A 17,890-nucleotide genomic window follows, 5' to 3' on the forward strand; every position below is an offset into this window, starting at 1 on the left:
GCCGCGAACTGGCCGGGCCGTCGGCCCGCTACGGCGCAGGGTCCCCGCCGTGGCGGGAGAGCACTCAAACCTCCGTGCCGTCGATTCCCGCATGCCGCACCCCGGAAATGCCCGAGCGGCCCCCGGTAACGCTCGCTGGACAAGTGCCTGCGGAGACCTCGCCGAACTGTGGGATTGCGACGGTTCCGCCGCGCAAACTGGCAAATCCGCGGCGACGGCACCATCCTGAACCCCGCTTCGGTCCGCTGTCTGGGCACCAAGGGCGGCGCGACGGCCGAAAGCACTCGCCTCGCGTTGCGCGACTGCACGGGATCCGCTGACCAGAAGTGGAACACTCCCTCCTGACCGGCCACTGACCGGCCCGGGCATTCCGGCGCGACGTCCGGGCTTTCCCTGAGCCCGCGCAGCTTCTCGACGCCGACGAGGGCCGCACCCGGGTTACCTCGGCCTCACCAGCTACCCGAAAAGTGCCTTCTTGGCACCAAAACCACCGCCGCTTACGGTTCCGGAGTCACCGTCGCACGACCTGCCAGGAGTCTCCGTGGATCACTTCGTCATCACTGGCGCACGCGTCTTCGACGGCGAAACCTCGCTGGGCATCGTGGACGTCGAGGTCGCCGACGGAAGGATCGCCAGCGTCGGAGGCGACCGTCCCGACGGGGTCGAGGTCATCGACGGCACCGGGGCCACCCTCCTGCCCGGCCTTGTCGACTCCCACACGCACACCGACGCGCAGTCGCTCAGGCAGGCGCTGGCGTTCGGAGTCACCACGGAATTCGACATGCTCTCGATGCCAGAGCAGATGATTCCGTTGCGCCGCCAAGCCGCAGCCTCGAATGATCTCGCCGACGTGCGTTCTCCCTCTATCGGGCTCACCCCCGAAGGCGGGCATCCGCATCAGCTGCGCAAGGGCGAAGGCGACCCGCCGTGGCCGACTGCGACCCGGCCGGAGGAGGTCGCGGCGTTTGTCGAGGCGAGGATCGATGAGGGGGCCGACTATCTCAAGGTCCTAGTCGAGGACGGACGGCTGTTCGGGAGCGCCACGCTGCCCCGTCTCGCTCCTGAGTTGGTCGAAGCGACGGTCCGCGAAAGCCACCAGCGCGGGAAAATGGTGGTGGCGCACGCGATGACCGTCGAGACGGTGGAACAGGTTGTCGACGCGGGAGTCGACGGGCTCACTCATCTCTTCGCCGACCGGCCGCACAGCGCGGAGTTGGTCGAGAAGATCGCTGCCAGCAACACCTTCGTGATTCCCACTTTGACGGTGCTCGCGTCGATCACCGGTGAACCGGTCGGTCGCCGACTCGCCGAGGATCAGCGGGTTTACCCGAAGCTGACGCCGGAGTGGCGAGAAAATCTGTCCGGCACGATGAGCACCAGTCCCCGCAAGCACTTCGACTATGCGCTGGAAACACTAGCCGCGCTGCGGGAAGCCGGGGTCGACATCCTCGCGGGCACGGACGCGGCGCATCTCGGCGCACCGGGAATGGCTCACGGAGCCAGCCTGCACGGTGAGCTGCGGCTCCTCACGGACGCGGGATTCACCCCGGCGGAAGCCCTGCGAGCAGCGACATCCCTCCCGGCGAAGCGCTTCGGACTGACTGACCGCGGCCGGATCAAATCTGGTCTCCGTGCGGACCTCACCATGGTCACCGGCGACCCGACGGTCGCCATCGGCGACACCCTCGACATCCAGCGCGTGTGGCGCAACGGAACCTACTGCGCGGCAGCCGCGATCAACGCCTCCAGCCCCGAAGCCTGAGTCCGCCAATCCACCACGTTCGACGCACCGCCAGTCCAGCGTTCGCCAAAACGGTTGAGCGAGTCCCGGTCCCGCGACCACACCGAATCCGCCTGCTGCCGCACGAAATCCCGATACGCCGACGATCCGGTGGCCGAGGCGAGATCGCCGAAGTACCGCATGAAAATGCCCTTGAACTGCTTCTGATTGTCATCGCACGAACCGGTGTCACACGATTCCACCAGCACTCCGCCCGAAGTGAGGCCAGTCATCGCCGCGTCCGCCAGCCGACGCGCAGCGTCCACATAGGACTGATCACCGGTCGCCCGCCAAAGCTCGGTGAAGCCGCCGATGGCCAGGCCCTGATTGTAGGTCCAGACGGTCTGGCCGTTGTTCGCACAGCCCGAAGTGAGACCGTCGTTGACCAAGCCCGCCGAGTTGATCAGGCCGCTTCGCAGGTACCAGTCCCCAGCTTCACGAGCGCGGGCCAGCCATTCGGTGTCCCCGTCCAGGCGGCGGTGCAGAGCAGCTGCGAGGCGAAGGTAGAGACCGCTGGTGACGGCGTTCTTGTACGTCCGTTCGCGATCCCACCACACTCCCCCGCCGCAGGTGCCGGTATCCCAGAAACCGTGCACGTAGTCGGCGATTTTCGTGGCTTCGGCGAGATAACGCGCATCGTGCGTACGGTCGTACGCCGCGAGCCACGCCAGGCCCCACCATGCGGTGTCGTCGACGGCTCGGCTGATGAAGTCGCCGTCGATCGGGTCGGAGCTGCGTGCGCCGGCGGGGAAGGCGGAGCGGTTCACGTCGAAGACCCGCGCCAGGACCGGATCCAGCCCGGAGACTCCGGAATTCGCCAGTGCGGTCACCGCGACCGCCGAGTTCCACCAGCTCGACGGCCACCAGGCTCGGTAAAGGTCTTGCGACCACAGCAAAGCGTCGACACCCGCGGCGACGCGCGACTGAGCGGGACGTGCCCACTCGGTGCAAGCACCCTCCTGGTGCGCGGCTTCCCGGCCGCACGCCCGAACAACGCCGCCGTTCATCCGTCCGCGTGGATCTCGAGCGGCGAAGGTCGCGGTCTGTGTCGTAGTCGCACCGACGGGGACGCTCGTGCGGCCGAGCGATGAACCGTCCGGCCAGGTCGCGCCTGCGTCCCAGGACCGGTCCAGCCAGATCTCGTCGCCCGAGCCGCCGGAATCGATGCTGGCCCAGGACATGCCGCGGTCGTCGAAGTGCAGCCGGACGGAGCGGCCGAAGATCGTCGCGGGTGCCACCGGCTGGTTGTCGCCGGATGTCGGAGCGGAACCGTCGCAGGCAGCGTCGCAGACGGTCGGGTAGATCCAGGCCGTGCACGCGACGGCTTGCGCGTCGCCGCAGGCACGGAGCAGGCCGCGGCGGTGGCCGACCGGGTCAGTGAGGTTGTACATGAGCGTGCGGGTGCCGGTCCACGTGTCCGGAATGCTCGCTTTGCCCAGAAGACCGTCCCAGGTGGCGCCGCCGTCCCACGACCGGTCGAGCCAGACCGCGTCGCCGGTGCGGCCGTTGTCGATGCTCGCCCAGGCCATGCCGTCCTGATCGGAGACGTGCAGCCGCAGCACCCGGCCGTTGATGTCCTTGTCCGGCAAGGGAAAACTCTCCTGCGCGGCCCGCGACGGATCGAGCGGGTCACAGGAAAGCGCGCACACCGCAGCGGCCGCGCGCGGGACAGTCAACGAGGCGAACACGAGCAGCACTACGAGCACGGTCCGCATGGACTCGTCCCCTCGCCTGGGTGAATTTCCGCCCAGGATAAGAACTCGCGCGGGCGCCGGTGAAGGCCCGCGCGCGGTTCTGTCCCGTTCCGGACAGCCGGGTTAACCCGATCAGCCGCCGCTGCCCTGGCGCCGTCCGACCGAACGGCCGATGAAGTAGCCGAGGATGAGCCCGACGATCAGGCCGATCGCGACGAAGAAAATGATGGTGGCGGCGGCGATCTTGCCGACCGTGCCGAGGAATCCCTTGGCCTCGAGATCAGTCGCGATCGCCACGGACTGGGTCAGTGCGTAGTGGGTCATGCCTCCCAGGATGGCACCGGCCGGGGACAAGCGCTCGGGGACGCACCGAGGGCGGGTTGTGGCCTCCGCCGCGGCGCGCTGCCGCCGGGCGGCGCACCCGACGCTCAGTCCTTGACCGGCTTGAGCACGAACCCTTCGTCGTCTTGGCTGTCCGGAGCCGGACGCCGCCTAGCCGGTTCAGACCCGCGCGTCGCGGCGCGGTCGGGCTTCGGAGCCGCGGGTGGCTCCGGATCTTCGCCCAGCGCCAAAGCGTCTTCGACAGCCGCCGCGACCGCCGGAACGCATCCCGCGCGGACGGCCCGCAGGCCCCGGTGCAACGCCCGCGTGCCGGCTTCGACGCTGAGCCGCGAGATCTCCGCGGCCAGCGCGTCCGGGCCCAGTTCGAGCGCGGACTCGCCGATGTCCAGGTGCACGAGCATGCCGTGCACGTTCACCGTGACGCTCAGTCCCTCGCCACCCGCTGTCGCGCGGATAGCGGCCAGGCCCTCGGACAGGCCCAGCCGCTCCGGGATCTCTTCGGCGATCTCGATCAGCTCGTCGATTCCCCGTTCGTCCCCGCCGGACTCTCGGAGCTCATCCGGTGCGCGGGACTCGCGCGGATCCCCGGACCCGCCCCCGCCGGACTCCCGAACCTCGCCCGACGCCCAGGACTCGTGCGGAACCCCAGGCTCACCCCCGCCGGACTCCCGAACCTCGCCCAACGCCCAAGACTCGTGAGGAACCCCAGGCTCACCCCCGCCAGACTCCCGAACCTCGCCCGACACCCAAGACTCGTGCGGAGTCCCGGGCTCGTCGCTGCCGGGCAGCGCGGCCGGAACCTCGTCCGTACGCCCGCGGGGCGCCGGCTCGCTGCCGGCTGCCTCGCTCGCGCCCCGCTTTCCAGTGTCCGCAGGAAAACCGTTGAGCTGACCAGCTGTGCTCCCCCGCCGCACCTCCGCCATCACACTCTCCACGTGTCCGGTGTGGTGTCTTCGGCGCGGTCCGCCAGATCCTTTTCGGCGCCGAGGCCGAGACTGCTCAGTTCGGCACCGCTGAGCCCGCCGGGACCGCCGAGAGCGCCCAGTTCGGCTTCCAAGGCGCGGCGGGCGCGTTCATTGGCCTCGGCGGCGGCCTCGCGCACCGCGCGCAGGATCGCGTCCGCCAGCCGGGGACCGCCGCCGCGCAGAGCGCCCGCGGTGAGTTCCAGAGTGCGCAGCGCTCCGCCGGGGGCGACCTCGACCGTCACCCCGCCGTGCCGCGCCGTGCCCGTGATGCTCACTTCGGGTGCACCCCGCCGTAGAACTTGTGCAGATCGCGCGGCAGCGTGTAGGTGAGGCGCTCGACCTGGTCGTTCGCGTTGCCCTCGATCGTGGTGATCTTGTTGCCCTCGACCTTTTCGATGATCCCGATGTGGTGGCTGTGCCCCCACGACGGGCCGTCGCCGAACAGGATGGTGTCGCCGGGACGCGCGTTGTGCGCGAGCGCGGCGCGGTCGTAGGCGAGGTGGTGGCGCTGGCCCCACTTGTAGACGTCGCCGGTGAAGCCGTACTTCGGGATGTCCACTCCGGCCGAACGCCACATCGACGTCGCGAAGTACGCGCACCACGGCTGCCCGGTCGGGCCCCACTTGTTCCGGTTGTTCGGACCCTCGTGGTAACCGAGGTTGTCCCGCGCGTGGTCGAGGATCTTGTCGACCTTCTTGCTGTGGCTCGCGTGCGTGCCGCCGTGGTGCTGCTCGTGCTTTTTGTGCGCTTCGTGCTTCTTGTGCTGCTCGTGCGCGCGGTGGCCCCCGGGTTTCGGCTTGGCGCGGTGCGTCCCGCCCGGGTCGGCCACGCCGTCGTGGTTCAGGTCCTGCTGCAGCGCGCGCAGCTTCCGGGCCGCCTCTTCCATCTCCGCGCGGGCGTTCTTCAGGTGCCCGCCGGATTCCTTCAGGTACTTGCCCGCCAGATCGGCCACGTCTCCGATCGCCATCAGCAGCGCGGCGGGGCTTCCGTTGCGCGCCAGGACATATCCGGCGTCGATGATCTTGCGCGCCTTCGCGACGAACTCGTCGATCAGCTTGCCGGTGGCCTGGTGCCGCCCGGCGAGCGCGTCGGTGACCTCGCTGACCACCTTGGCCCCGTGCGTGCTCGCCCGCGCGGTCACCTTGAGGTCGCGGCCGAACTTGCCTGCGTCGTGCTCGAAGGCCGGATTCGCCTTGCTGTGCCAGGTGTTCAGCAGTGCGTGCGCGGCTTTGCGCTGCGCCTCGTACTGTTCGGTGATCTCGTGCGCGGCCCGCTGCAGCGCCTGCTGCGCGGCCTGCGAGTCCGCGGCCTTGCCCTGGAGCTTGCCGTGGTGCGTTTTCATCTCGTCCGCGAACAGCGTCGCGACCCCTGCGGTGTCCAGCACGGATTCCCCCTCAGCCCAGAATGCCCTTGATGTCGTGCTCGCGGATCGCCGCGCTCGCGTCCGAATCAGCGCCCGCGTAGGCCTGCCGCGCCCGGAAAACCGAGGCGCTCAGCGTGCGCGCGTGCGCCCCGGTGGCCCGCACCTGCGATTCCAGCGAACGGCTGAAATCCCCCAGCGCGTCGGAGAATCCGGTTTCCTGGCCGACCTTCCCGAAGCTGTCCTTCGCGATCCCGGTGACCCGGTGCACCGTCTTCCTGCCGACCGACACCAGTTCGTTCGCGACGTGCTCGGTGGTGCGCTCGTAGGCGAGGAACTGTTCGAGATCGGCTGTGAACCCGCCGTCCTTGCCGTGGTGCGGCTTCGCGGGTTTGCGCGGGTGGTGCCCGCCCTTGCCGTGGTGCCGGGTGACGTCCTCGGCGGCCTTGCGCGCGGCGGCGAGATGGCTCTTGTACGCGCCGTTGGTGTAGGTAGACCACGGCTGGAAACTCTTGCCGTGCCCGGAGATCGCCCAGGCGGCTTTGGCGTTCTCGTCCGCGTCGAACAGTTCGTCGTTGGAGTGCAGGTGGAACTCGTGGCGACGGGCGGGACCGAGGGAGCCGAGCATGTTGACCTGCCACAGACCGTACGAATTGTCCGGCGGGGTCCCGTTGTGCGCGCGGGTGTTCCCGCCCGATTCCGCCAGCGCCACCGCCACCGCGGTGGTCAGCGCGTGCCCGCGGAACCCGGCCCGGTACGCGTGCTGGGCGATCTCCTCGGCCGACAACTTGGTCATCTCCTGCCCCCTTCAGCAGGGCGCTTCGCCGCTGCCCTAAGTGAGACGGAACACTTCGTCTTCCGGTTCCCTAGTCCCCCGATCGGACGACACCCCGCGCCCGAGTTCCCGCATCCGGTCCGCGAGCCACGCGTGGTCCGCGGGCGCGACCGTGACCCACTTCGTGCCCGCGCTTTCGCGGACGACCGCGCCGTACCGACCTGCTTCGGTGTCGTACCAGGCGACCACCGGCGAACGACCGCCCGGACCGTTGACCGCGAACTGGCCGTACGCGACGCGCGGCTTGGTGACGAGGGTCGAAATCGCGCGCAGATCGCGACCGGCGAGACCGGCCCGGCCGAGCACTCGCTCGAACGCGGCGTGCCCGTGCTCCGCAAACGCTTGCATAGCCTCGGAAAACGCCTCGCGCGGCAACCGCACCGCGGTGCCGGGCCCCGGTTCGGCGGCCCCTACGACGCCCGCCGCGAGCTGCGGGACGTCCTCGGGCAGGCACGGCCGCAACGCGACTTCGCCCGCGTCGAGAACGGCCAGCACGCCCAGGGTGCGCCCGGCCGCGGCGAGCGCGCGCAGCGGCGGATCGCGGAATACCAGCAGGTCGACCGAAAACGCCGGTGCGGCCAGCACCGCGAACACCTGGCCGAGCCGGGGGTGCGGTTCGTCCTCGTCGTCGAGCAGCCCGGCCGCGGCGAGGCTTTCCGCGACCTCGGCTCCGAGTCCGTCGCGCTCTTCCATCGTCTGGCCGTGCGAGGGCACGTCCAGCGGATACGGCGCGGGGCCGAGGTCGAAATCCGACCACAGCAGGTCGAATTCCAGGTGCGAGAGCGCGATCCCGCCGACCTCGGGGAGGTGTCTGGCCATCCGCGCCGTCACTCGCCCAGCACGGGCGGGTACGCGTCCGGCAGATCCTCGAGGAAATCGAACGCACTGCCCTTGGTGTAGCGGTTGTGGTGGTCCTCGGCGCCTTCGCCGCGCTGGCCGGACATCGGCGGGAGGAACCCGCCGGACATCGGGCTGCCGCCGCGCGCGCCCGCCGCGGCCCCGGCCGCCCCGCCGCCGGACCCGGCCATCCCGCCCAGCAGACCGCCGGGCGTCCCGCCGGGCAGCGAACCACTGCTTCCGGAGCCGTTGCCGCCGAGTGCGCCGGCGGAACCGCTCCCGAAAGCACCGGCGGAACCCGGCGTTCCGGCCGTCCCGCCGAACGGACCGCCCGCGAGCTGCCCCGCATCGCCCGGCACGACCGACGACGCCGTGGTCGCGTCGCTGCCCGATGCCCCGGAACCGCGCGAAAGCCGTTGCCCGCGATCGGTTCCGCTGCCGCCGGTTCCGTCGCCGGAGTCGATGTTCGTGGTCTTCGGCGCGCCGGTGAAGTGCGGCAGCTTGTCGTGCACGCCCTTGCTCGAGGTCTCGTAGCTTTCCATCACGCGGACGGCCTCGGCTTTCGCCTGCGACGCGGCGCGTTTGGCGGGCAGGTGGTCGTCGAGGAGCTGATCGATCATCACCGCGCCGCTGGGGCCGCTGGCCGCGTTGAGGTCGTAGCCGTCGCGGAACTGGTTCTCCGCCACGGAGAACACCGGTTCCGGCATCTTGTGCCTGGCCGTTTCGACCGCGCTCGTGTAGTGGTCGAGTTTGTCGCCGACCTCGCGCATCGTCTCGCTCGCGCCCGCGCCCCAGGACGTCAGCTTCGAGGCCGACCGCGCCGCTGTGCCCGCCGCGCCGCCGCGCCAGGAAAGCAACAGCTTCTGCACCGTTTTGTGCACCTCGGCGGTCGCGGAGTCGACGTCGTAGGCGAGCTTGCCCCATTGGTGCGCGGACGAGCCCATCGCGACCGGGTCCGCGGTCATGATCATGTCGTAGAGCGTGGTGTGCGCCCAGGCGTTCCAATTGATCTTGCCAAAGGACGCGTCCGTCAAGTTGGCCCGCTGGGCGAGCTTGGTGCGCCGCAGGACCCTGCGCTGCGCGGCGGTGGGCGGGTGGTCCTCGCTCCACAGCCGGTGCTTGCGGTGCTTGTCGTACGGCAGTCGTTCGTAGCCCGGTGTCCGGCTCATGCCGGCGTCCCTCCCCCGTCGTCCGCCCGGCGGTGCAGGGCGTCGAGCGAATCCTTCGCGTCGCTTTCCTGCTGGACGTGCCCGGCGCTCGCCCGGCGGATCGCCTCGCGCAAGGACGACAGCTCGTCGAGGTACTGCCGCAGAATCGTCTGTGCGCCGCCGTCCGCGGACCCTCGCACGCCGAACGCCTGCCGCAGGTGGGCCGCCACCGGGCTGGTGCCGTCCTTGAGCGGATGCGCGAGCTGTTTGGCCTGCTCGAGGCAAGCGGTCAGCTCCTGCTGGCGCTTCTCCAGCTCCGCGTCGGCCGCCGCGATTTCGGCCGGGTCCAGTTCGATGACGCCGGTGTCCGCGACGATCTCGGCGGTGCCCGCCCCGGCCGGTCCCCGCACGGAATCCGAGGTCTCCGGCCGCCCGGCCCGGTGCGTCTCCCCGGCCTGTTTCCTGTGCAGCGCACGGACGTCTGCCCAGTCCGAAACCCGGTGCGAACTCACCCCAGTCCACCTCCCAGCAGGCGTCCTCGACGGACGCGCGCACCAGTATGTCAGCCGTCCGGGCCGAGGGCATCCGGTCCGGGAAAGTCGGCGATGGGACGGCTCCGGCGGGGCCGCGGTTCCCGGGATCACCCGGACGGCGGACGAGCGGCGCCGGCTCGCCGAGGCTCAGCCCCGCGGCGGATTCGCGCCCCGGACAAGCAATTCCGCCACCGCGCGGGCGGCCGCCGCCACGTCGTCGCCGAGATCCGCGGGCAGCGCGCGCTGCAGCCACAACGTCGCGAACCCGTGCACGAGCGACCAGGCCGCCGCGCCGGCGACGACCGGATCGACGCTTCCGTCCCGGAAACCGGCGATCGCCCAGTCGAGCGCCTGATTGCTGCGCTCCTGCGCGGCCCGCAGGTCCGGATCGTCGCCGCGGAGCAGCTCCGGGCGGAACATCACCTCGAAGTGCGCGCGGTGCTCGACCGCGAACGACACGTACGCGACCCCGGCCTCGAGCAGGTCCGGCGACGGCGGCAGCTCCTCGAGAGTGTCCGCGAGCAGGTCGAACCCCTGCGCGGCCACCGCGGTGAGCAGCCCGGACCGGTCGCCGAAATGGTGCGCCGGGGCGGCGTGCGAAACCCCGACCCGGCGGGCGAGGTCGCGCAGGTTGACCGCGGCCGGACCGGAGTCGCCGAGCACCTCGACCGCCGCGGTCAGCACCGCTTGCCGCAGATCGCCGTGATGGTAACGACGGGCCATGGCATCGAGTATGCCACCGACTTGTCAGTGACTAGTTTCAACGGCGAACCCCGGAGAACCGCTCGGCGGCGCGTTCGGATCTCGGGGCGATAGTGCTGCCGGGCGGCGGAATCTTCGCCCGGTCGCCGCTCCGCTGACCAGCGCACCCACGGTGCCCGGCAGGCGCCAGGAACGTTCGGATTACCGCGGCCACCGGTCGAGGCCTTCCAAGCAGTACCTCCCCCGGAGCGGAATCCCGGCGGCGGCGAGCACCCGGTCCGCCCTAGCGTGCCGAGCCCGCGCACCGGCACGATGGGCAGGTGAGCGAACGCGCAGGGGGACGCCTGCCGGCCAAGGCGGGTGCGTCGTGAAGCGGAATCGGCGGGACCGGCCGCAGGTGTCCATCCGGGTCCGGCAGATCTGGGAGATCGTCACGACCTCGGTGGCGCTGCTCGCCGGGGTGTACCTGATCCTCGTCACGATCGAACCGACCCGGATGGTGATCGAGCGCTACGTCGGGCGCCTCGAGCTGTCCGGGCTCGTCGCGTTGATCGGGGTGATGCTGGAGGTCACCACCATCGCCGTCTACCAGCTGGGCCGCGAGGTCCGGGGCTTGCGGACCCGGCTGGCCGGCGTCGAGCGCGAGGCCGTCGCGCATTCGCTCACCGACGTGCTCTCGTCGCTGGAGAACGCCGCGACCGGACGGCGGCAGCGGCGGCTCGAGGTGCTCGGCCTGACGTTGAACACCGTCTGGCCGGTGCTCGCCACCTGGCTCACCTCGCACGACCGGCCCACCGGCTGGCGCATCACGCTGCTGTGCCTCGACCCGGACTTCATCGACCGGGCGGGCGAGCTGCCCGGGGAGTGGGCCGCGGAGGCCCGGCGCAGCACGGCGCGGATCCGGTCGTTCCTCGAACAGGAGGCCGAGGACCTGCGCCGGCGCGGGATCGTCGTCGAGCTGAAGTCCTACGCTTGCGTGCCGGTCGTGCACGGCTTCCGCTTCGGCGACGGCACCGTGTTCGCTTCCTACCTGCAATGGACCGAAGGCGACCGGATCCGGCCCTTCGAGTTCTACGACCGGTTGTCCCCGGACGACCGGTCGCCGCGCACCGCGCATTACCGCGACCTCTTCGACAGCTGGTTCACCCGCGCCGCCACGATTCGCGGCGTGTCCGACGCGGGCGCGCCAGGCAAAGAAACCCCGGTGCCCTGACCACCGGGCAGACGCTCAGCGGACGAATTCGAAGATCTGCTTCTGAATCCCGTTCGAATAGGTTTCGCTTTCCACCAGCTTCAGCGGCTGCTTCGCCTTGCCGGTTTCGCTGAACAGCCGCTTCCCGGCGCCGAGCAGGACCGGGAAGACCAGCAGGTTCAGCCGGTCGACCAGGCCGGCGTCGGTGAGGTCGCGGACCAGCGTCGCGCTGCCGTTGATGATGATCGGGCCGCCTTCGGTTTCCTTCAGAGCGGCGACCTCGTCGAGGGAGCGAAGGATGGTCGTTTCGCCCCAGTTCGTCACGAGGTCCTCGTCGCGCAGCGTGGTCGACACGACGTACTTCGGCATCACCTTGTAGTGCGGGAATTCCTCGGTCATGTCCGGCCACACCGGCGAAAACGCCTCGTAGCTGACGCGGCCGAGCAGCAGCGCGGCCGCCTCCTCCTGCTCGGCGCCCTTGAGCGCGTAGGCGGCGGGGTCGAACTCGATGTCCTTGAACGTCCAGCCCGCGTTCCGGTAGCCGGCCTCGCCGCCGGGGGCTTCGACGACGCCGTCGAGGGAAACGAACGCGGTGGCGATGAGGGTGCGCATGAGATCAGCTCCTGGTTCGGGATGGTGCCTGTTCACCTAAGCGTCGAACGGACCCGGCCCGATCAGACACGCCACCCGGAACCCTGATTATGACCTGGGTCACACCGCAGTGTGCCAGGCGTCGTACCCGTAGATCGCGTCCGCGGCGGTCGAGCTGGTTCCGCTCTGCTTGAGCCAGCTGTTGTTCCGCGAGGCCAGCTGCACCTCGCGCGTCCGGTCCAGCCGGGCCGCCTGGTACGCCTTCAGCGCGACCTCCGTATTCGGGTACGCAGCCAGCGCCCGCGACAGCACCACACTGTCCTCAATAGCCATTCCCGCCCCTTGCGCCATGAACGGCATCATCGGGTGGCACGCGTCGCCCAGCAGCGTCACCGGGCCGGCGGACCAGGTCGGCAGCGGATCGCGGACGTACAGCGCCGATTGCAGCACCGACTCGCACGCCTCCAGCAGCGCGCGGGCCTCGGGGTGGAAGCCGCGATACGCCTCGCGAAGTTCGGCCACGTCGCCTGGAGTGGTCCAGGATTCGTGCCGCCACTGGCTTTGCCTGGTCGTGGCAAAGACGAACACGTCCTCGCCGCGGTTGAGCGGGAAAACCACCAGCTGAGTGTCCGGATCCGGGCCCCACCACTTGGTGAAAGAGTCCAGGTTCGGCACGTCCACCGAACCCGCGGGCAGCACCGCGCGGTACGCGACGACACCGGTGAACTCCGGATGTTCTTCGCCGAACAACGCGGTGCGGACGGCGGAGTGGATGCCGTCAGCGCCGATCACGACGTCCGCGGATGCCTCCGAAGAACCGAAGTCCAGCGAAACCGAGTCCGCTGTGGACAGTCCGGTCAGCTTGTGTCCCAAGTGGACAACACCGTCGGGAAGCGCGCGTTCCAACGCGGCGAGCAGGTCCGCGCGGTGCATCGTCAGCTGCGGCGAACCGTAGCGGCGTTCGGCCTCGTCGCCCATCGGCAGGCGGGAAGTCTCCTCGCCGGTGTCCCAGGTGCGGCTGATCCGGTACTTCGGCCGCGCCGCGGTTTCGCGCAGTTCGTCGCCGACGCCGAGGCCGTCGAGGGCGCGCACGGCGTTGGGCGTCAGGTTGATGTCCGCGCCGACGCGGCCGAATCCGCCCGCCTGTTCGTGCACGACCGGCGAGAATCCGGCCTTCCGCAGGGCGACAGCGGCGGCCAGGCCGCCGATCCCGCCGCCGACGATCGCGATTTCCGGCACAGCGAATGCTCCTTTTAAACAGTCGTTTAGACAGCGAGGTCAAGCAGATCGTGGCCCACGACGACCGGGCCGGAATAGTGCGGACGGACTCGCCGGAGCCAGCCCTCGTCGTCGAGGCGGGCGGGATCGGCGGGGCCGAGGTGCGACAGCGCGACCCGGCGAGCCCCGGCCGCCGCGGCGACCCGGCCGACGTCCGCCGGGGACGTGTGCGAGGCGGCGAGGAAGTCCAGCAGTTTCGGCGAATACCCGATGCTGCGGTAGAAATCCGGCTCCATCGCTTCGTGGACCAGCAAGTCGGCACCCGCGGCCAGCTCGCCGACCGCGTCGCTGCGGGCGGTGTCGCCGGAGAAGGCGACCACGCCGTGCTCGGTCTCGAACCGGTAGCCCAGCGCCAGATGCAGCGGCGGATGCGGGACGGCGCGAGCCGTCACGCGCACCCGATCGTCCTCGTGCACAACGGTTTCCCCGGCCACCGAGACGTCGGTGGCGCGGATCAGGCCGGCCAGCCGCGGCCGGTCGCTGGTCCGCTGCCGCACCGCGACGTCCTGTCCGAACGCGGCGAGATTGCCGGCGATCAGCCCCGCCGTGCCCGCGGCGGGCGGGCCGGGGTCGGTTGGGTCCGGGCCGGGGCCGTAGACCGGCACCGGATCGACCACGCCCTGGTTGGCTGGGCCCCAGCCGAGCAGGAAGAGCGTGAACAGCTCGGCGACGTGATCGGAATGCAGATGCGTCACGAACACCGCGGCCAGGTCGCGCAGGGACAGCCCGGCGGCGACGTACTTGCCGAGCGTCCCGTAACCCGCGTCGACCAGGTAGACGCGCCCGCCGACCACCACCGCGTTCGCGCAGCCCTGCCGGCCCGGCGCCGGGTACGGCCCGGCCGCCGTGCCGAGCAGGACCACGCGGAGCGGGTCCGTCACGGCGAAACCTCTTCGAGCGTGCGGCCCTTGGTCTCCTCGGCGAAGAATCCGGCGACCAGCGCGCCGACGAAGCAGATCCCGCCGAGCACCAGGAACACCGAGGCGAGTCCGCTGCCGCCCGCGTACAGCGCGCCGACCAGGATCGGGCCGAGGATCAGGCCGAACCGGTTCATCACGCCGCCGAGGCTGACGCCCAGCGCGCGGCTGCGGGTGGGGTACAGCTCCGGCGTGTACAGGTACAGGCAGACGTTCACCGCGAAGTTGAACATCGCCGCGAGCGACGACCACACCAGCAGCTGCAACGGAGTCCCGGCGCCGAGCGCGCCCAGCACGACCAGCATCGCGGTCGTCCCGCCCAGCCCGGCGGCCAGCACGACCCGGCGGCCGAGCTTGTCCACCACCAGCGCGGCGATCAGGCAGCCGACGAGACCGGCGACCGACGTGGCCGTGCTGTACCAGAGCGCCTGGCCGATCGAGAGGTGGAACGAGCCCTTGTACAGCGTCGGCAGCCACGAGGTGATGCCGTAGTTGGCGAGGTAGCCGACGAACCAGATCGTCCACACCATCAGCGTGCGCCGCCGGTAGCGGCCGGCGAACAGGTCGCGGAACGACCCGCGCTTCGCGGGCGCCGCTGCCGGTGCCGCGGCTTCAGCGGGCGGAGGCAGCGGACGGCCAAGGGATTCCTCGACGCGGCGTTCGATCAACGCCATCGTCTGCTCGGCCTTCTCAGTGTGCCCGTGCGCGGCGAGCCAGCGCGGCGACTCCGGAATCCGCAGCTGCAGCAGCACCGCGGCCAAACCCGGGACGGCGGCCAGCGCGAACAGCGGACGCCAGCCCCAGTGCGGGATGACCCACGCCGCGACCAGCGCGCCGACCGCGAGACCGGCCGGGAACACGATCTCGTACATCAGGACGAACCGGCCACGACGGCGAGCCCGGCTGATCTCCGCGATGTAGGCGGCAGCGGTCGGCACTTCGCCGCCGATCGCGAGCCCCTGCACGAACCGCAGGATCAGGAACGGAAGCAGCGCGGTGCACAACGTCATCGCCAGGCTGCACAACGCGGTAACGGCGACGCACAGCGTGATCACCTTGACGCGGCCGATCCGGTCGGCTGCCCAGCCGGACGCGAGCGCGCCGAGCAGCATGCCGATCGAGCCGATGGTCAGCGTCGCGGTGCTGGACGCGGTCGTCAGGTGCCATTCGCGGCCGATGACCGGCAGCGTGTAGGCGATCAGCAGCTGGTCGAACGCCTCGAAGAACGTGACGATGCCGATGATCAGGCGGATCGAGACCTGCCAGCGCGACATCGGGAGCCGTTCCAGCCGGGCGGCGATGTCCCGCTGGGTCACCTCGGGGGTGGCGGCGATACTCATGGGCCCTCCTCGGAGCCGGAGCGTGCAATCGATCGTAGGGGGTTTCGGGCGCGATGCCAGGAACTCGCGGCTGCGCTGTGGGTGGCTGTCGGTACATGAGGGGAACCCTGAGGGAATCTGATTCCCTCAGGGTTCCCCTCACGTACTTGAAGCGGGGGCGGCCGGAGGAGAGTCCGGCAACTCGGCGTCCAGGAACCGGACCAGGTCGTCCGCGGCGGACGGTCCGGCGGGCAGCACGAGCCGATCGGGCGCATGCGGGTCGAATCCGGGCGTACCGGGCCAGGGTGGCGGCTCGGGTCCGAGAGCGGCGGCGATGTCGACACCGGCCAGTTCGGCGAGGTGGGCGGCGGAGCCGAAACCGGCGGCGGCCACGCGGTGGCGCGGCATTCCCAGCCGGGCGCCGAGGTAGTCGAGCGCGCCGGCGAGGTCGGCTTCGAGGTCCGGCAGTTCGAGCGCGGCGAACGCGGCCTCCGCTTTGTCCGGACCGAAGGTGTGGCCGCCGGTCTCGTAGTAGAACAGCGGCGCGACGGTGACGTAACCGCAGCTCGCGAGCGTGCGGCAGGTGCTTTCGACGGGTTCGTCGAGCCCGGCGGCCCCGTGCAGCACGAGCACCGCGCCGCGCACGCGGCCGGGCGGATGCCGCACCAGCAGCGGCGCGGACGTCCGCACCACCCGGCGGCGGCGGTTCGCGGGTCCGTGCCCGTGATGGTGGTGGACTTCGGCAGCTTCGATGATGCCTCCCACGGCTCAGCTCTCCGGAACCGGCACCGGCGGCACGAACGGCCGCGGCGTCGCAGGCAAAGCGGTCACGTCCACCTCGATGACGAACGGGCCCTGCTGGGCCACCGCCTTCGCCAGCGCGTCGGCGAACTGGCCCGGCTTCGACACCAGCTCGTGCGGCAGGTCCAGCGACTGCGCCATCCGCGCGAAGTCCGGCGTGTACAGGTCGACGCCGGCGCGCTGGCCGCGGTGGTGGTCCTGCATGTTGCGCAGCACGCCGTATCCGCCGTCGTTGAACACGACCAGCGCGAGCCACGGCCGTTCCTGCGCCAGCGTGCACAGTTCGCCGAGGTGCACCGCGAGACCGCCGTCGCCGACCATCACCAGGGTCGGCGCGTCCGGCGTCGCGAGCGCGGCCCCGATGCCGGTGGCGAGGCCTTGTCCGATGCCGCCGCCGACCGGGAACACGTTGGTGCGCGGGTCGTGGATGTCCAGCAGCCGGTTGCCCCACTGGCTGGACGGGATGGTGACGTCGCGGGCGATCACGGACTCGGCCGGGAGGCCGTCGCGCAGCGCGGCGCAGATCTCCGCGTACGGGCCGATCGCCTCGTTCAGCTTGTCCCGCACGGCTTTCCGGGTCTCGACGACGCGGTCGCGCCAGCCTTCCTCGGTGTTCGATTCCACAGTGGACAATGCGGTGAGCACTACTGCGGCGTCGCCCTGAACTCCGACCGTGGCCGGGTAGACGCGGCCCAGCGCCTCGGCGTCGACGTCGATCTGCAGGTGCCGTTCGGGCAGCGCCAGGTGGTAGTGCTTGGTTTCGTTCGAGCGGAAGTGCGTGCCGACCGAGACGAGCAGGTCGGCGTCAGCGAGGAGTTGCGCGGCCGACTCGTGTGCGGCGAAGTTGCCGACGACCAGTTCGTGGTTCTCCGGCACCGTGCCGCGACCGGAGTTGCTCGTGAACACCGCGGCACCGAGCCGTTCCGCGAGCGCGCGCACCTCGTCGCGTGCGCCGGTCGCTCCCCCGCCGAGCCAGAACACCGGACGGCGTGCGGTAGCGAGCAATTCGGCGGCTTCCGCCAGGGCGGCGGCGTCCGGCGACGGGATCAGAGTCGGCTCAAGGGAACCGGGACGGAACTCGTGCCGCGAGTACTGCAGATCGATCGGCCATTCGACGCTGGCCGGTCCGCTCGGCACCGACAGCGCGTGCCGGATCGCCGCACGCAGCGTTTCCTCGGCGGTCTCGACCGACGTGATCGTGGCCGCGTGCTTGGAAATCGCGGTCAGCATGCCGATCTGGTCGCGGGTCTCGTGAATGACGCCGCGTCCGCTGCCGAGGAATTCGGAGTCGATCTGGCCGGTCACGTGCAGTACGCGGCTGCCCGCCGTGAGCGCCTCCACCAGCGCGCCCGCCGCGTTGCCCGCGCCGGTGCCGGTGCTGGTGATCGCGACGCCGAGGCCGCCGCTGGCACGGGCGTACCCGTCGGCGGCGTTCACCGCGGCCGCCTCGTGCCGCACCGGCACGAACCGCAGATGCTGCGAAACCGCTTCCACCAGCGGCAGATTGTGCACACTCACCACGCCGAAGGCGGTGTCCACTCCGGCTTCGGACAGCAGGCGAACGAGAAGCTCGCCTCCGTGACCGTGATTCATGGG

The 17,890-nt window shown here is 70.5% G+C and carries 18 protein-coding genes; 2 read left to right on the top strand and 16 right to left on the bottom strand.

Annotated elements, in window-relative coordinates; all coding sequences use genetic code 11:
- Nucleotides 1-541 precede the first annotated feature (541 nt).
- Entirely contained in the window at nt 542-1,762 is a 1,221-nt protein-coding gene (locus tag AB5I40_RS12250) for an amidohydrolase family protein (RefSeq protein ID WP_370938614.1), read from the top strand.
- Here the strand turns inward: AB5I40_RS12250 and AB5I40_RS12255 are convergent.
- The 10 genes from AB5I40_RS12255 to AB5I40_RS12300 form a co-directional block, all read right to left on the bottom strand.
- Entirely contained in the window at nt 1,717-3,495 is a 1,779-nt protein-coding gene (locus tag AB5I40_RS12255) for a glycoside hydrolase family 76 protein (protein WP_370938615.1), read from the bottom strand. The two genes, AB5I40_RS12250 and AB5I40_RS12255, sit on opposite strands and share 46 nt — an antisense overlap.
- A 111-nt stretch (nt 3,496-3,606) precedes the next feature.
- The gene (locus AB5I40_RS12260; RefSeq protein WP_354738563.1) at nt 3,607-3,798 is read right to left on the bottom strand and encodes a hypothetical protein; all 192 of its coding nucleotides are present in this window, start codon (nt 3,796-3,798) and stop codon (nt 3,607-3,609) included.
- Nucleotides 3,799-3,902: 104 nt separating this feature from the next.
- On the bottom strand, nt 3,903-4,499 hold the full coding sequence (locus AB5I40_RS12265) for a hypothetical protein (RefSeq protein WP_370938616.1): 597 nt from the start codon (nt 4,497-4,499) through the stop codon (nt 3,903-3,905).
- Nucleotides 4,500-4,738: 239 nt separating this feature from the next.
- Nucleotides 4,739-5,056 carry a YbaB/EbfC family nucleoid-associated protein gene (locus AB5I40_RS12270; protein ID WP_370938617.1) on the bottom strand — a complete coding sequence of 106 codons (318 nt, stop codon included), beginning with the start codon at nt 5,054-5,056 and terminating at the stop codon, nt 4,739-4,741.
- Complete coding sequence (locus AB5I40_RS12275) at nt 5,053-6,165, bottom strand: CHAP domain-containing protein (RefSeq protein ID WP_370938618.1); 1,113 nt, start codon at nt 6,163-6,165, stop codon at nt 5,053-5,055. Before AB5I40_RS12275 ends, AB5I40_RS12270 begins: the two co-directional genes overlap by 4 nt.
- Before the next feature lie 10 nt (nt 6,166-6,175).
- The gene (locus AB5I40_RS12280) at nt 6,176-6,937 is read right to left on the bottom strand and encodes a transglycosylase SLT domain-containing protein (protein ID WP_370938619.1); all 762 of its coding nucleotides are present in this window, start codon (nt 6,935-6,937) and stop codon (nt 6,176-6,178) included.
- 36 nt (nt 6,938-6,973) lie between these two features.
- Entirely contained in the window at nt 6,974-7,795 is an 822-nt protein-coding gene (locus AB5I40_RS12285) for an ESX secretion-associated protein EspG (RefSeq protein ID WP_370938620.1), read from the bottom strand.
- Between the two features lie 8 nt (nt 7,796-7,803).
- Complete coding sequence (locus AB5I40_RS12290; RefSeq protein ID WP_370938621.1) at nt 7,804-8,982, bottom strand: WXG100 family type VII secretion target; 1,179 nt, start codon at nt 8,980-8,982, stop codon at nt 7,804-7,806.
- Nucleotides 8,979-9,473 carry a hypothetical protein gene (locus AB5I40_RS12295; protein ID WP_370938622.1) on the bottom strand — a complete coding sequence of 165 codons (495 nt, stop codon included), beginning with the start codon at nt 9,471-9,473 and terminating at the stop codon, nt 8,979-8,981. The genes AB5I40_RS12290 and AB5I40_RS12295 overlap by 4 nt, the downstream gene beginning before the upstream one ends.
- A 168-nt stretch (nt 9,474-9,641) precedes the next feature.
- Nucleotides 9,642-10,217 (bottom strand): TetR/AcrR family transcriptional regulator, encoded by a 576-nt coding sequence (locus AB5I40_RS12300; RefSeq protein ID WP_370938623.1) that lies wholly within the window; start codon nt 10,215-10,217, stop codon nt 9,642-9,644.
- A 346-nt stretch (nt 10,218-10,563) separates the two neighbouring features.
- On the opposite strand from AB5I40_RS12300, the gene AB5I40_RS12305 reads away from it, so the two are divergent.
- Nucleotides 10,564-11,409 carry a hypothetical protein gene (locus AB5I40_RS12305; protein WP_370938625.1) on the top strand — a complete coding sequence of 282 codons (846 nt, stop codon included), beginning with the start codon at nt 10,564-10,566 and terminating at the stop codon, nt 11,407-11,409.
- Between the two features lie 15 nt (nt 11,410-11,424).
- On the opposite strand, the gene AB5I40_RS12310 is transcribed toward AB5I40_RS12305, so the two are convergent.
- The 6 genes from AB5I40_RS12310 to AB5I40_RS12335 all read right to left on the bottom strand — a co-directional run bounded on the left by AB5I40_RS12310 (nt 11,425) and on the right by AB5I40_RS12335 (nt 17,887).
- A complete protein-coding gene (locus AB5I40_RS12310) occupies nt 11,425-12,000 on the bottom strand; it encodes a dihydrofolate reductase family protein (RefSeq protein ID WP_370938626.1) in 576 nt (191 codons plus the stop codon).
- Nucleotides 12,001-12,099: 99 nt separating this feature from the next.
- On the bottom strand, nt 12,100-13,218 hold the full coding sequence (locus AB5I40_RS12315) for an FAD-dependent monooxygenase (protein ID WP_370938627.1): 1,119 nt from the start codon (nt 13,216-13,218) through the stop codon (nt 12,100-12,102).
- Between the two features lie 26 nt (nt 13,219-13,244).
- Nucleotides 13,245-14,138, bottom strand: a complete 894-nt coding sequence (locus tag AB5I40_RS12320) for an MBL fold metallo-hydrolase (RefSeq protein ID WP_370938628.1) — start codon at nt 14,136-14,138, stop codon at nt 13,245-13,247.
- Nucleotides 14,135-15,514, bottom strand: a complete 1,380-nt coding sequence (locus tag AB5I40_RS12325; protein ID WP_370938629.1) for an MFS transporter — start codon at nt 15,512-15,514, stop codon at nt 14,135-14,137. The genes AB5I40_RS12320 and AB5I40_RS12325 overlap by 4 nt, the downstream gene beginning before the upstream one ends.
- A gap of 138 nt (nt 15,515-15,652) precedes the next feature.
- Entirely contained in the window at nt 15,653-16,258 is a 606-nt protein-coding gene (locus tag AB5I40_RS12330) for a dienelactone hydrolase family protein (RefSeq protein WP_370938630.1), read from the bottom strand.
- Nucleotides 16,259-16,261: 3 nt separating this feature from the next.
- A complete protein-coding gene (locus AB5I40_RS12335; protein ID WP_370938631.1) occupies nt 16,262-17,887 on the bottom strand; it encodes a thiamine pyrophosphate-binding protein in 1,626 nt (541 codons plus the stop codon).
- Nucleotides 17,888-17,890 lie beyond the last annotated feature (3 nt).

Source organism: Amycolatopsis sp. cg13, assembly GCF_041346965.1.
GTDB lineage: Bacteria > Actinomycetota > Actinomycetes > Mycobacteriales > Pseudonocardiaceae > Amycolatopsis.

Coding starts and splice junctions, on each gene's coding strand:
- AB5I40_RS12255 (WP_370938615.1), bottom strand. CDS start 3,495: ATGCGGACCGTGCTCGTAGTGCTGCTCGTGTTCGCCTCGTTGACTGTC.
- AB5I40_RS12260 (WP_354738563.1), bottom strand. CDS start 3,798: ATGACCCACTACGCACTGACCCAGTCCGTGGCGATCGCGACTGATCTC.
- AB5I40_RS12280 (WP_370938619.1), bottom strand. CDS start 6,937: ATGACCAAGTTGTCGGCCGAGGAGATCGCCCAGCACGCGTACCGGGCC.
- AB5I40_RS12285 (WP_370938620.1), bottom strand. CDS start 7,795: ATGGCCAGACACCTCCCCGAGGTCGGCGGGATCGCGCTCTCGCACCTG.
- AB5I40_RS12290 (WP_370938621.1), bottom strand. CDS start 8,982: ATGAGCCGGACACCGGGCTACGAACGACTGCCGTACGACAAGCACCGC.
- AB5I40_RS12300 (WP_370938623.1), bottom strand. CDS start 10,217: ATGGCCCGTCGTTACCATCACGGCGATCTGCGGCAAGCGGTGCTGACC.
- AB5I40_RS12310 (WP_370938626.1), bottom strand. CDS start 12,000: ATGCGCACCCTCATCGCCACCGCGTTCGTTTCCCTCGACGGCGTCGTC.
- AB5I40_RS12325 (WP_370938629.1), bottom strand. CDS start 15,514: ATGAGTATCGCCGCCACCCCCGAGGTGACCCAGCGGGACATCGCCGCC.
- AB5I40_RS12335 (WP_370938631.1), bottom strand. CDS start 17,887: ATGAATCACGGTCACGGAGGCGAGCTTCTCGTTCGCCTGCTGTCCGAA.